Source organism: Aliiglaciecola sp., assembly GCF_039982535.1.
In the GTDB taxonomy this organism is placed as follows: Bacteria; Pseudomonadota; Gammaproteobacteria; order Enterobacterales; family Alteromonadaceae; genus Aliiglaciecola.
Map to the genome: position 1 here is coordinate 1 of NZ_JBDWYG010000065.1, position 13,648 is coordinate 13,648.

The following is a 13,648-nucleotide window of genomic DNA, read 5'->3' on the forward strand; positions in this document are numbered from 1 at the left end:
TACGGTGGTTAAAAATAGCAACCTGTCCTCTACCCACTGACGACGATGCTCATAGCTTTTCCCTGTTAGTTTATCTTCTCCACACAAATAAGCGCGCCGAACACAGCGAGATACACAATGATAATAAGGGGTATCGGAAAGGTTGATTTGTCGCTTCCGTGCCAGTGGCATCATTCACTCCTTGAATTAAACATACTAAAGCTTAGTTGATTCTATTTTCCTAAGAGTCTAGTTCTAGTCTAGTTTGTGGCTGTCCATGTTAAAGGAGTTCATGTTAAAGGATATGTGGCTGTCCATGTAAAAAAAGTATGCACGGTGCAGGCGCACAACGTGCGATCCAAAAGTAGCAAGCGACGCAACTTCTTATGAGTTTGGGCATGGTCCTCAAGGGGATGCTGTACGACAATATAACTACGCCCTTTGCGTAACGGGAGGTGTAGCAAAATCATCAATGGGAGACGAACCATCAACACTAGTGTTATCTGATGCAGAGGTGAAGATGATGGAACACGGCAATATCCCACCTTTTGATGAGCCTAAGGAAAAATAAAGTCATCGGTAACCCCAAAAAAGGAGTTACTGCTGGCTAATCTCAGCAAATTTTCCATCGAGTAATTTGCTAATATCTTTAGCCGCTAATTCGATTTCTAAGCCTCTACGCCCTGCACTCACGTATATGGTAGGAAATTTTGTTGCACTGTCATCTATAATGGTTTTCAGGCGCTTCTTTTGACCTAAGGGGCTTACCCCACCTAACACATAGCCGGTGGCTCGTTCTACATCGGCTTTATCGGCCATATGTACTTTTTTAGCACCTAGTGCTTTGGCCATTAACTTCATACTTAGACTGGTATTAACAGGTAGGATGGCGACAGCTAAGGCTGTTCCGTCAAACTCCACCACCAAGGTTTTAAACACCTGTTCTTCGGCTAAGCCAAGCTTGTCAGCCGCTTCTAAGCCATAAGATTTAGCATCCGAGTCATGTTGATATTGATGGACGGTAAATTGGATTTTGCGTTTTTTAGCAAGGTTAATTGCAGGTGTCATTTTTCGAATACTCACTCAATTTCAAGCTAACGATTATGCTTCACCATTACCTAGATTGTGCTCTTTCATATATTCAGCTAAAAGCTTGGCAATTGGATCTGCACTATTTGTTAGGCCTGAATAAACACCCTGTTGATCTTCATGGCTGCGGTGTTGGCCTAATTTTTCTTTACCCTGAATTTCAGTGACTTCCAGTTTAAAACCAACAACACCTTGGCGCAGACGTTGCTGAAAATCATCGGGCATAGTGTTGTGATCGTTTAACAAATCAGGTTCATAGTGAGACACCAGTTGGTTCATTCTTGCAGCTGTCTCATTGTCGTTTAACAGTTGAACATCACCATAACAATGTACGGCCACATAATTCCAGGTTGGAACAGCGGGTTTCTTCACATACCAATTTGGTGAAATGTAGGCATGAGGTCCGCTAAACACAATTAACCCTCGTTTGTTATCAATGGTTTTCCAATGGGAGTTGGCTTTCGCCATATGCGCAAATAAACAGAGTTTGCCATTTTCGTCTAGCTCGCTAACAAAGGGAAGATGTGTGGAATTTAAGTCAGCTGTGATGAACAATCCAAAACTATTTTTTGCAATAATAGCCTGTAACCTTTCAAGATCAGACAATTGAAAATGTTTTTCAACATGCATGAATTTGTATCCTTACTCCACAATATCGCTATCAAAAATGAAAAAGCCCCATAAGGGGCTTTTAAAACGCTTAACAATCTTTGGAATTAATATTCCCACCAAGCTTCTTGCCACCACTCTAGGAATTCTTCGAAATCGATGAATCCATCGTTGTTCTCATCAATTAGTGAGAAACCTTCTTGTACGTGGCTCGCCTTAGTTTTTGGCGAAAGAATGGTTAAAAGTTCTATAAACTCAGGTAAATCAATCTGACCATTTTTATCGTGGTCAAAAAAGTCGAACTCTTTACGAATTTCAGCAATCTTGCTGTCATCCATTGGTGTTTTGTCGGTCATATTTAAGTCTTATAATACTTACTAATTTAATTCAAACATCAGTTTAACGCGTTATAAGTGTCTCTGTCTATGCCGACTTACCTGCTGCTATGCGTCTTTCTCTGCGCTCGGCAGCTTTCTGTTGGCGACGCAGCTTAGTGGCCTTTCTTGCCTCAGAGCCTACGTGCTCTTCATTACGCTCTTTGGCTAAATTAACCTGTTTCTCACGTTCGCGAAAACGTGCAATCTGCTCTTCAGAATGTTTCCCAAAACACTTTGGACAACTCACCCCAGGTTCATACTCTGGCGTTTGTTTATCTTCTTCGGTAATAGGTAGACGGCAAGCATAACAGGCTTCGTAATGACTTTTTTGCAACTTGTGATCAACAGCTACGCGGTTATCAAAGACAAAACAGTCCCCTTTCCACATGGTATTTTGCTCTGGTACTTCTTCCAAATATTTTAAGATACCGCCTTCTAAGTGGTACACCTCGTCAAAACCCTGCTCTTTCATAAATGCAGTGGATTTTTCACAGCGAATACCACCAGTGCAGAACATGGCCACTTTCTTGTGCTTTTTAGGATCAAGGTTCTCTGCTACGTACTGGGGAAACTCCCGAAAAGAGTCCGTTTTAGGATTCACGGCGTTTTCGAAAGTACCAATTTCAATTTCGTAATCGTTACGAGTATCAATGAGCAACACCTCAGGATCAGAAATCAACTCGTTCCAATCAGCAGGTTTCACATAAGTCCCTACGGTTTTTTGAGGGTCAATTCCTTCCACGCCCATAGTGACAATCTCTTTTTTGAGTTTCACCTTGGTACGATAGAAAGGCTGCACGTCGTCTAGTGACTCTTTACAGGAAATCGGGTTAATGCGGGGATCACTATTAAGATAAGCAACTAAGCTGTCGATAGCTTCACGGGTACCAGAAACTGTGCCATTGATACCTTCACTAGCCAGTAGCAAAGTTCCTTTAATATTGTGATTTTCTAACACGTCAAGAAGTGGCTGACGCATTTCTTTATAATTTTCAAGCGCAACAAATTTGTACATTGCGCAAACAATGAATTTAGACATATTTTACCTTTTTGCGAATTGGAACGTAAAACCAAAGCATATTTTTTGCGGCGCGGATTATACCAACTACGGATAATTTTGCAAAAACCTTATATTAAATAAGGTTAATTAGTCGTGGATCAACTCATCCCATTTAAAATATCGTATAGTTTGGTTTCATCTACTTTTATTTTATGTGGCTGTTCACTATGGAATCGTTGTTGGGTTTGCAAACCACAGTTAATGATAACTTCAGGTTCAATACGTTTTGCATCATTGAAGGTAGACAATGGTTGTGGATGCATTTGCTGCCAAAGAATAGCATCAGTAACATTTTGCGCCATTAACTGGCTAGTGGTGCGAGCTAACGACCAGTCCTGCTCTTCTGCTTGTAGCGGCGTTTGTGGATAGTGATGTTTTGTAATACTGCTGGGAAAATGACTAGGCTCATCATTGTCATCACTGATGTTAGGACGTTGCAGGTAATCATCTTCCAACATTGCTAATAGCAATGCGAACTTATCCCCTTGCTGTAACGCACGATTGAGGGTCCCCGACCACTCAAGATCGGAAACAACCACTTTAGATTCTGGGGTTATTTCAGCCGTCAACGTATTTTCCTTTTCATCTACTTTTTATCGTAAATTAAAAAAAAATCTTTAATTCTATTTACAGACTGAAATTTCCTGTTAGTATACGCGCCTCTTTGGAGGGGTACCCAAGCGGTCAACGGGAGCAGACTGTAAATCTGCCGGCTCAGCCTTCGCAGGTTCGAATCCTGCCCCCTCCACCACTTTTTTTTGAACGACTTCCGTTCAAATCTAAACTCAAGATTAAATAAATCCCTGATGGGGCCGGAGGAGAAGCTGCGATCCGCAGGTCGACTATTTTAATCCGCCTTCACAATTTGTTTGCAGCAATCCAAGTTCAGCTTCACTAAACGGTAAAATTTTTATTCGATAGCTTTTTTACGGCTACTCAGTTATGGTTAGCGAAAGTATAGTTTCTGATTAATTTCAATCAGCTGAGAGCATTTCATGGTTAATTCCCGTCCCTTTCAAAAAATAATTAAAACAGTTGGCACTTGTGTCTGTTTAATTTCTTTATCTGCTTGCGTGAGTAACGACAATCCCTGTGAAGAAGTGCTTGAAGTGAAACAACAACATCAAGATTGCGAACGATTGCGTAAAATCATGTTAAAAACGGATTATCCCCAGCAAGCTCTGACGGCTAAACTGAGATATGAAGAGGCCTGTGTAAATTTGCGTTACTACCGCGATGAATTTGATACGATTTGCAAAAAAGATGGCACACCTATTGGCCAAAAACCAAAAGAAAAGTAATTAGGATTGGTTGATTAACTGCATAATCTATCTCCCATTGAGAGAGGAGATAGACCCGCAGTTACTTTCTAAGATGTTCGTTGTAAATTTGTATTTTTGGCGTTGTCGTTAAAGTCGATACTAGTTATCTTCCCATCCATCCGCCATCAACTAACAACACGGAACCATTGACATAACTAGACGCCTCAGACGCTAGGAATACAGCAGGCCCTTCAAAGTCCTCAGGGGTTCCCCAGCGGCCCTGTGGAATGCGCTCTAATATGCTGGCAGCACGAGTCGGATCATTGCGTAAGGCCTCGGTATTGTCGGTATCAATGTAACCTGGTGCAATGGCATTCACATTCACACCTTTACCAGCCCACTCATTAGATAAAGCTTTTACTAACTGTCCAATTGCGCCCTTGCTGGCGGCATAACCGGGAACCGTAATGCCACCTTGAAACGTCAACAAAGAAGCCGTAAAAATTATCTTACCATGGCCACGGGCCACCATTTCTTTGCCAATTTCACGACTCAAAATGAATTGCGAGTTTAGGTTAACGTCAATTACTTTGTCCCAAAGCTCATCACTATGTTCAGCCGCCGGTGCGCGCAGTATGGTGCCTGCGTTATTAACTAAAATATCAATTTTTGGGAAGTCAGCTTTCACGTTTTGGATGAATGTATATAAGGCTGTGCGATCCGAGAAGTCACATTGATATCCTGTAAACTTTCGGCCAAGTTCATTTACCTGTTTTTCAACATCTGAACCTTGTGACTCTAAACTCGCTGAAACTCCAATAATATCTGCGCCCGCGGCAGCTAATCCCAAGGCAATGGCTTTACCAATTCCCCGTTTACAGCCGGTAACTAACGCAACTTTTCCTTCTAAACTAAACTTATCTAACATCTATGCCTCCAAACTTTATCGTGTCCAATACTCATATTTATTAATATTCGCCAACATCAATGGGCTAAACACCGTCATAACTTGTTGTTTTAACTAACTTACCAGCCTTATCCTTTAAAATGGACAGCCACTTTGTTTGGGCATGAATATCACCATACTCTATGCTATTTTCACTTGAATATAGGAAAGTTTCAGTAAACTTCTCAGAGCGAATCTCCACCCCAATACAGTTCTTGCCTTTAATAGATTGTATTGAAATATCATTCTCTTTATCTGAAAGCAGCGCATCTTTAGGTTGGAAAACATTCAAAAAGGTAGTGTTTTGACTTTTTTGCGGATTTTCAATCAATAGTGTTTTTAAGCTTATACGACGAATGTCATCAGGTCGCTGGGGGGTCATTATCTCTTCCACCAAGGTCTCATCTATTTTTGTATCCCGTGCTTCAGGAAAAACAGTAAAGACATTCAGTGCTCCTTCGCCATTGACGATTTCAAACTGATCGTCAGCGACTTTATTCGCATATTTTTCAGAGTGAATTCGCCAAGTGTAGGTATGCTCCAATTCACTTGCTAGTTCATCCAACAAAATAAAATAACCACATTCGCTATTAATGATATGCCTAGCGTTTCGGGTAAGTTGCATTTCTGGATAGTACATTCGACTGGATTCACCCACTACATAGGCGTAACCATCTTCATTGGAAAAGGCTTCAACTTTCGCAATGGCTTCTTCAGGTACATCACGCCAAACGTTATGAATGCCCTTACAGTTTAAATCGAATAATACTGGGTCACTTAAATCCCCTTCATCCCAAATTTTCTCACCAACACAACCGGTACCATCTACGGTAATTAAGTTATGAATTTCCGCTTTAGAGGTACGGTTATAACCTTCATCAATCACCAAAGACGCACCATTGTGGACTAACACAAATTGATTAAAGTCCACGTGATAATGGGTAAGACTGCGGGTTTTCCAATCATTCTCTTTATCCAGCTGCCAGCTCATCTCCCACTGTTTGTGGCCGCCTGCTGGGCTAGATTTAAATGACAAATGAGTGGCATCTGTATCCCAACTTGAGCGCATTACCACTAAACCAAGATCAGGAAAGTATTTAGTAAGCGGTAAGTTTTCTGGAGATTGTTGCTCTATCTCAGGGTTGTACCAAATCAATTCAAGAAAAGCTTCTGGCAAGATCCCAGGGAAAATTTTGCTTTGATAGGCCTCTCTAAATAAGAATTTAGTGCGAACCATCTCTCCTAACCACTGTGCTTGGCCATTATTGTATTCTGATGCGATTTTGTAATAGGCACATATTGAATGGGAACTGCGCTTGTCGTGCACATCTGCAAAATTAATATTCTCTTCCCAATTGGGCGCAGACTGATACAGTCGATAATCAAATGTATTTTCCATAAAGCCGGTTTTAAAGTGGTCAGTACCGCCGTCTTTACGGATCAAATCTGCGGCAACTAAGAAGAAGTTCATGGCAAATCGCCAATACCCTGTACCCTCATAGTTAGAGCCATCTTCAGGTAAATAGTCAAAGACCTTATCAAAGTTATCTTGAATTTCATCAATCCAAACCTGAGCCCCTGAATGCTCTGGACGAATGGCATATGCGGTGGTCAACAATCCTGAATAATTTATCCAATTGTGATTCTGCCAATAATTGGTAGACCAACAATGGCCTAGGTTTTCCTGTCCATAATCAAAAATTTTGTTGCCTTGCAGGATTAGTTTATTTAGAAATTTTTGACGTTCCTCATCACTAAGGTGATCTTTAAGCCAGTCATAGGATAAACCTAATCCAAATAGCATCCACGAAGCGCTAAGGTCAACATCCACTAGAAAACCATAACCCCACACATCGTAATCAACCGCGGTGAAAATCCAACGTTTTGCCTCAGTCAAATAATGTTCTTGCTCGGTGAGTAAATACGCCAAACTTAAATTTGCAGCTGCCATGCCCATGTAAGTAATGCTGGTATGTGGATGTTCTTTAGAAAGTACTTCATCTTCATACAACCGACATTGCTCAACAAGGCGAGTTAAATGCTCTTTACGAGTGGTTTTAATCTCAGCCTTCAGGGTATCCAGTTGTTCGTTGATAAGTAAATAGTTCATGGTTTCTTCCTGTAATCAAAATTCATTTTCGTAGATAAGTTGCGGTACGTGAAATAGCAGTGCGCCATTATTTAACCTGGGCCGCAGTGGAATTCATTTCTTTAGCCGGTGGTTTACCAGCTTTAAGCATTAAGGCACTTATCACACCGATAATTACTGCAAGCACCAAAATCGCTATCCTGCCCTCTAGGGGGTTAGGGATTAACAACATTAAGGTAATAAACCCCGTTACTGCGGCGCCAAATTGGCCGATGGCGGTTAATTGACTCAAATCGTTGCCCTCACCTATTTCTTTTTCAAAATCGATGGGTGTCTTCATATTTTTAAAAAATGCATTGACCATTTTGCGGTGTGCAGAGTTGGCATTAGGTGCAAATAACATGGAAATTAGAAAACCGAATGTACCAGTGCCCAGCACGCCAAAAAATTGCTGCTGGAAGTTCCACTCGAAGCCATCACTATAAGCTTGTGAAAAGCCTAAATAACTCAAAGGAACTTCGAAGAAAGCCAAACTAGAAAAAATTAATGCACATGCAATGGACGACAATGCCGCCCACCAAGGCGTTTGCCGAATAAACATGCCTAATAACAACGGAATGGTAATGGGCATAGATAACAAAGTTCCCACCTGCAACATGATCTCAAAAATTCCTGAGCCATCTTGCTGAGCGAAATACAGGGCTAAAACAACGATTAAAAATCCCATCACCCAAGTTAGGGTACGACCATAATTTAAAAGCTCCGACTCTCCTTTAGATTGCCAACGTAGTCTGCGGGCAACTTTGGGATAAATATCTTTAATCAAAATAGCAACGTTGGTATTCAAACCCGTGTCCATGGAGCTCATTGTTGCCGCTAGAATAGCCACCACAATCAACCCAACAAGCCCCACCGGCAGCAAACTAATACTGGCAACCGCATAGCTGGCCTCTGCCGGTTTTGCGATATCGAAGGCCATTACAAGTTCAGGATAAAGAAGTCGTGCAGTTATTGGCGGTAAAAACCAGATAAGGCTGCCTAATAACATTAATATTGAACAAAACAGGGCCGCTTTGCGGGCTTCCCGTCCGTCTTTGACTGAAAAGTAGCGTGGCGCAGCATTCATTGAGTTAAAGACGATGAATTGTTTGGCCATCATTGCGCTCGCCCAGCCCCAGGTATAAGCCCCACCAAACAAAGTCGCAGAATTGACCATACTGTATTCTTCGCTTAAGCCCTGAGCTTCTATTTCTGAAAATAAATTGCCAACACCGCCAAGGGCATCCAAACACAACCAAGCAACAATTAAGGTAAGGGGTACTAGAATTAATCCTTGTAGAAAGTCAGTGGCCATTACCGCCCAACGACCGCCGGTTGCTGAATACAGCAAGACCACAATGCCACAAACCACAATCACATAATTGATGTCATAACCAAAAACGGCGGAACAAAATATGCCCAGACCGTAAAGAGCCATGGCAGAGTATAAAATACGAATTGGTACTTCATAATATGCATAAAAATCACGGGTTGTTTCGCCAAAACGGCTGGCAATGGCTTCAGGAAAGGTAGTCACGCGCATCTGTCGTAACCAGGGTCCCATAAATAGAAAGTTCACAAAAAAACCAAGGACGTTGCCAAAGAAGATAAACATGGCAGAAAAGCCAGATTCGTATGCAATGCCCGCCGCACCGGTGAAGGTCCAAGCACTAAAGGCACTCATAAAGGCACTGCTCCCAACGAGCCACCAAGTGCCCTTACAGCCACCTTTAAAATAATCATCCGTATTGGCTGAGAATTTTTTAAAAACAAAACCAACGATAACAATTAACGCTAGATAACCAATAATTACCAAGTACTCAATATTCGAAATTTCCACACTTTGCCTCTTGTTAGATTACCTAACATTATCAATAAGATACAAAAACTAAAAGGTTTTACTAAAACGATTTAGTTGATTAAGTTAACATATTGTTGCAAAATGTCAACATCCGACTCATTAGGACTTTTTAAAGAAATATTTAAATGGCAAAAACAAAACTTATCGACGTAGCTGAACGCGCTGGGGTATCAAATAGTACCGTCTCTCAATATTTGAATGGGCGTTTTGATTACATGTCGGAAAAAACTAAAGAGCGGATTAAACAAGCCATTAGCGATCTGGATTATGTTCCCAACCCAATTGCTCGCAGCCTTAAAATGAATAAAACCAAAACCATTGGCGTGATTGTGAGGGATATAACCGGTTTTTATACCAGCCGGACCATAAGAGGCATTGACGACTTCTGTAAAACCAGTGAGTACAACTTATTAATTTACAACACAGATGTGGATCCAAAAGTAGAAGCGAAATCCTTGGAGACCCTCAATCAGTTGCGAGTTGATGGGATTATTATCGCCTCATCAGGACAAAATACTGATTTAATCAATAAATACAGTGAAAATGGTTTACCCATTGTTCACTTCCAACTCGAACATGATGGTAATGAAAAGAATATTATTATTTCCGACTACCGAAAGGCCGCGTTTGAAGCTACTGAGTACCTAATTCAATTAGGACACAAACGGATTTGTTTTGTCACACAAGACTTTAAACAGGTGAAGTCGCGCAAAGATCGATTTCTAGGTTATTCCGATGCCTTACAAAAGCATGGCATCCCTATGGATGAACAGCTGATTAAATATTGGCACCGTGAGACAGGGTTTGAACAATCCCCCGTCGACTTCTTGCAATCAGACAATCCCCCCACGGTATTTTTCACCCAACATTTGGGCATTACCACTGAATTATTATCCGAGTTAAATGCTGCAAATATAGTGATCCCCGATGATGTTTCTTTATTAGGGTTTGATGACATCCCCATGGCGGAATATTTTAAAGTACCGATTACGGTTATCACCCAAAACCCCTATGAAATAGGCCGGCAAGCAACAAAGTTATTGCTCAATAATATCAACAGTAAAGTGCCCTCTTCGGAAAAGCTCATGATTCCGTGTTCTTTGATAAAACGCTCGTCTTGTAAGGAGATTTAATGATTGAGCCTACGCACTAAACACTCACTATTTAGTGCTGGCTAGAGGCTATTGGGTGAAATGGGATATTCAAATACTTTCATTAGGAAAATGCTTGTGACTACACCACGGGCTTGACCACTTTACGTTTGGCTAACGCTGTGGTCATGGAGCCTCCCACAACACAAACCGCTCCTAGCAGGACAAATTCATTAAGCTTTATTAAACTAAACTGTTCTGGCAGCAGTTGCTGTGCAATCACCACACTTATAAATGTAAATACCGGTCCAGTTGCAATCACCGCACTAACTTTAGCAGCACTCCAAACATTTAAGGCTTCGGTAAAACAGCCATAAGCAATTACGGTATTTAAACAACAAAACAGTAAAGCAAAACTCTGTAATTGAGTTAAATCTGTTAACGCAGATAGATGAATAAAAGGTGTAAGAGCAAAGATACCGATAAGGTAAATAAGTAAGGTTAATTGTTTGGCGGTAAACGACCTTAGTAGTACTTTTTGCATGAGCGCGTATGCAACCCAAGTTACAGCGGCCAGTACCACTAATAAAATACCTGAGTTATACGAATTAATTGATGAAAACAACAAGCCTAAATTGGGACTAAAAAACAGACCTAAACCGACAAATAATATGACAGCTCCGATAATTTCAAGGCGATTAAGATGCTCTTTATAAAACACGATGCCACCTAACATCAATAGAATAGGTGCGATTTGCATCACCACTTGCACCGTTTCAGGATTGACATAATCTAAGCTTTTTACATTAGATACGTAGTTCACCACTAAAGCTAATGCTGCTATGAGCAATATAAACTGCGCTCTTGGCACTTGTTTTAAAATATTCGGTAACGCATTACGGCTGAACAACAAAACAAACACTACAAGCCCAGCGAATAAAAAACGTATCCACGTAATTGTCATACTATCGAGGGCTTGTAGGCATATTTGCAAAAATACGGGCAAAATGCCCCACAGAACAGCGGTTATCAAAGATAGAAAAAATCCGTTTAACATAAATTTCATGCTTTCATTACCGCTGACTATTTTTCGAGTTTTAATTCCGCTATTTAACCGTATTATCGTTAAGAATTACAGTTATTTAGGCCGATTAATAATTTATCGAAAAGTCGATACCAAAGGTACGAGGATCGCCTGGATAAACCGCTAAATTGCCAGTCGTACCGGATGCAGCATACTCTTCATCTAACGCGTTTTTAGCCCACAATGCGATATTGTATTCCACTTCTGTGCCCCATTTATAAGCGACACGAGCATTTAAGATATCAGTGGCTTCACGTTTAATAAGATCAGTGGTGGCCAAATCATTGAATTGATCATCGGTATAGGCATATTGCACATTATAAATTAATTGCCCCTGCCCCACTTCTTTAACGTAATTTAGGTTCACTCCGTAGCTCACCGGTGGAGCTTGTTTCAAATCAAAATCTTCTTCCACAAAGAATGTGGCTTCTTCGGTTAAAGAAACGTACTTAGCTTCCAGTAACCCTAAGAATGCATCAATGGTTAAGTCTTCTGTAGCCTGCCAAGTTATGTTCGTTTCAATACCATAGGTTTCAACATCACCAGCATTAATACGCGTAAAGCCATTAGCTGTTGAACCACTTGTTTGTAGATCCGTATAGTCGTTGAAAAAAGTCGTTACATTTAGACGGAAAGATTTAGATAAATCGCTCTTTACTCCCATTTCATAGGTCACAACTGACTCTTCTTGTACTGGAGCAAAACTATCAGGTGACCAACCGCCTGATTTAAAACCTGTAGTAATGGAGGTATAAGCCATAGTAACGTCATTTACATCATAGGAAACCACACCTTTCCAAGAGAACTTACCCCATTGATCACTTTGTAGTCCGGCATTGGCTTGACCAAGTGCACTCCAATAATCAGGTGTTGGCGCGGCATCAAAGTCTTTTTGTTCCCAGGTATAACGAATGCCGCCAATAACACGTAATTTATCAGACAGGTTATAGGTATATTGACCAAATAAGCCCGCTGACTCCGTTAATAAATCTATATCAACACCACCGAATACAAACTCACTATATTGGTCAGCTGACTCCCGGAATAAATAGGCTCCGGCTACCCAACTATAATCTTCAGCATCTTGGGCAAATCGAAACTCTTGGCTTAGCTGGTTTTGTTGCACGTCTTGGAAAAACGGCAGTGAAACTATGGTTAGCATCTTTTGATCTAACCGTCTGTATGCGGAGATTGAATCAAATGAAATGTCATTACCAAAGGTACGGTGTGCTTTGAAACTGGTACCACTTTGATACAGGTGATTATAAAACTCACCTAACTCTGTTTCACCGTTAACTAAACCACTAGTGGGAAATTGTGCTTGGTCTATTGTGAACAGATCACCATCATCATCTGCAACTAAGGAAGAATAACCTGGCTCTGAATTATCTCTCATGAAATCTGCTGACCAAGATAAATCCCATACATCACCATAATAGGCAAGTGCGACGCGGGCACCAACTTTATCTACATCACCAAGGTATTCACCGTTATCGGTATTTTTTATAAAACCACGACGACTTTTACTAAAAACAGATACCTGACCGGCCAGTTGATCTGTTAACCCTTTATTCACCATTAGATAACCGTCAGTCAAGTGATCTGACCCTAATGACATTTTTAAAATAGTGCGATCTGAAATACTTGGCTGTTTAGTGGTGACTCTGATTGCCCCACCATTAGAGTTACGACCGTATAAGGTGCCTTGCGGGCCACGCAATACCTCAATCGACTCAATATCAGCTAAATCTAACAACGCTCCTGTCTGACGACCAATATAAACACCATCAACATAAATACCCACTGCAGGATCAACCCCAACACGGGATTCATCTTCACCAATCCCCCTTAGGAACACCTTCATACCACTGGCTGCTCCCACATTTTTAGCAATATAGATATTAGGCACTGCATTACTAATGGAAAGCGCGTCTGTCATATTCCGCAATTCAATTTCTTCTTCACTGAGGGCTGTAATTGCAATAGGTACAGTTTGTAAGTCCTCTTCTTTATATTGCGCCTGAACGGTAATTCGTTCTAACTCTTGAGCACTGACATTTTGATAGCTCAACATTATTGATGAGGCCAAAAGCAGTTTTCCAACCATGCGGCAGGCATTCTTATTGTCACTTATAGTCATGCTAAGTTCCTTGGTGTTTTTA

The 13,648-nt window shown here is 41.0% G+C and carries 12 protein-coding genes, 1 tRNA gene and 1 pseudogene; 3 read left to right on the forward strand and 11 right to left on the reverse strand.

Annotation, left to right across the window (positions count from 1 at the left end; genetic code table 11):
* From ABJV04_RS17290 to ABJV04_RS17315, 6 genes and pseudogenes are all read right to left on the reverse strand, one after another.
* Positions 1-171: pseudogene (locus tag ABJV04_RS17290) on the reverse strand (transposase); the annotation flags it as partial.
* Positions 172-576: 405 nt separating this feature from the next.
* Entirely contained in the window at positions 577-1,047 is a 471-nt protein-coding gene (ybaK, locus tag ABJV04_RS17295) for a Cys-tRNA(Pro) deacylase (protein WP_348492898.1), read from the reverse strand.
* A 33-nt stretch (positions 1,048-1,080) separates the two neighbouring features.
* Positions 1,081-1,698, reverse strand: a complete 618-nt coding sequence (locus ABJV04_RS17300; protein WP_348492855.1) for an FMN-binding negative transcriptional regulator — start codon at positions 1,696-1,698, stop codon at positions 1,081-1,083.
* Between the two features lie 86 nt (positions 1,699-1,784).
* Positions 1,785-2,033, reverse strand: coding sequence for an EF-hand domain-containing protein (locus ABJV04_RS17305; protein WP_348492856.1), 249 nt, complete (start codon positions 2,031-2,033; stop codon positions 1,785-1,787).
* Between the two features lie 67 nt (positions 2,034-2,100).
* Positions 2,101-3,093, reverse strand: coding sequence for a rhodanese-related sulfurtransferase (locus ABJV04_RS17310; RefSeq protein WP_348492857.1), 993 nt, complete (start codon positions 3,091-3,093; stop codon positions 2,101-2,103).
* Between the two features lie 119 nt (positions 3,094-3,212).
* Entirely contained in the window at positions 3,213-3,683 is a 471-nt protein-coding gene (locus ABJV04_RS17315; RefSeq protein WP_348492858.1) for a VC2046/SO_2500 family protein, read from the reverse strand.
* A 97-nt stretch (positions 3,684-3,780) separates the two neighbouring features.
* Here ABJV04_RS17315 and ABJV04_RS17320 point away from each other — a divergent pair.
* Together ABJV04_RS17320 and ABJV04_RS17325 are read left to right on the forward strand one after the other, a co-directional pair.
* Positions 3,781-3,865: transfer RNA gene (locus ABJV04_RS17320), tRNA-Tyr, on the forward strand.
* A gap of 244 nt (positions 3,866-4,109) precedes the next feature.
* Positions 4,110-4,415, forward strand: coding sequence for a hypothetical protein (locus tag ABJV04_RS17325; protein WP_348492859.1), 306 nt, complete (start codon positions 4,110-4,112; stop codon positions 4,413-4,415).
* Between the two features lie 124 nt (positions 4,416-4,539).
* Here the strand turns inward: ABJV04_RS17325 and ABJV04_RS17330 are convergent, their stop codons facing one another.
* The 3 genes from ABJV04_RS17330 to ABJV04_RS17340 all read right to left on the reverse strand — a co-directional run bounded on the left by ABJV04_RS17330 (position 4,540) and on the right by ABJV04_RS17340 (position 9,290).
* Positions 4,540-5,304, reverse strand: coding sequence for a 2,5-didehydro-3-deoxy-L-galactonate 5-reductase (locus tag ABJV04_RS17330; protein ID WP_348492860.1), 765 nt, complete (start codon positions 5,302-5,304; stop codon positions 4,540-4,542).
* A 64-nt stretch (positions 5,305-5,368) separates the two neighbouring features.
* Positions 5,369-7,432 carry a DUF4962 domain-containing protein gene (locus tag ABJV04_RS17335; protein ID WP_348492861.1) on the reverse strand — a complete coding sequence of 688 codons (2,064 nt, stop codon included), beginning with the start codon at positions 7,430-7,432 and terminating at the stop codon, positions 5,369-5,371.
* Between the two features lie 67 nt (positions 7,433-7,499).
* Positions 7,500-9,290 carry a hypothetical protein gene (locus tag ABJV04_RS17340; protein ID WP_348492862.1) on the reverse strand — a complete coding sequence of 597 codons (1,791 nt, stop codon included), beginning with the start codon at positions 9,288-9,290 and terminating at the stop codon, positions 7,500-7,502.
* A gap of 146 nt (positions 9,291-9,436) precedes the next feature.
* On the opposite strand from ABJV04_RS17340, the gene ABJV04_RS17345 reads away from it, so the two are divergent.
* On the forward strand, positions 9,437-10,444 hold the full coding sequence (locus ABJV04_RS17345) for a LacI family DNA-binding transcriptional regulator (RefSeq protein WP_348492864.1): 1,008 nt from the start codon (positions 9,437-9,439) through the stop codon (positions 10,442-10,444).
* Between the two features lie 100 nt (positions 10,445-10,544).
* Here the strand turns inward: ABJV04_RS17345 and ABJV04_RS17350 are convergent, their stop codons facing one another.
* Complete coding sequence (locus ABJV04_RS17350) at positions 10,545-11,468, reverse strand: DMT family transporter (protein ID WP_348492865.1); 924 nt, start codon at positions 11,466-11,468, stop codon at positions 10,545-10,547.
* Positions 11,469-11,553: 85 nt separating this feature from the next.
* Positions 11,554-13,626 (reverse strand): TonB-dependent receptor, encoded by a 2,073-nt coding sequence (locus ABJV04_RS17355; RefSeq protein ID WP_348492866.1) that lies wholly within the window; start codon positions 13,624-13,626, stop codon positions 11,554-11,556.
* Positions 13,627-13,648: the final 22 nt, after the last annotated feature.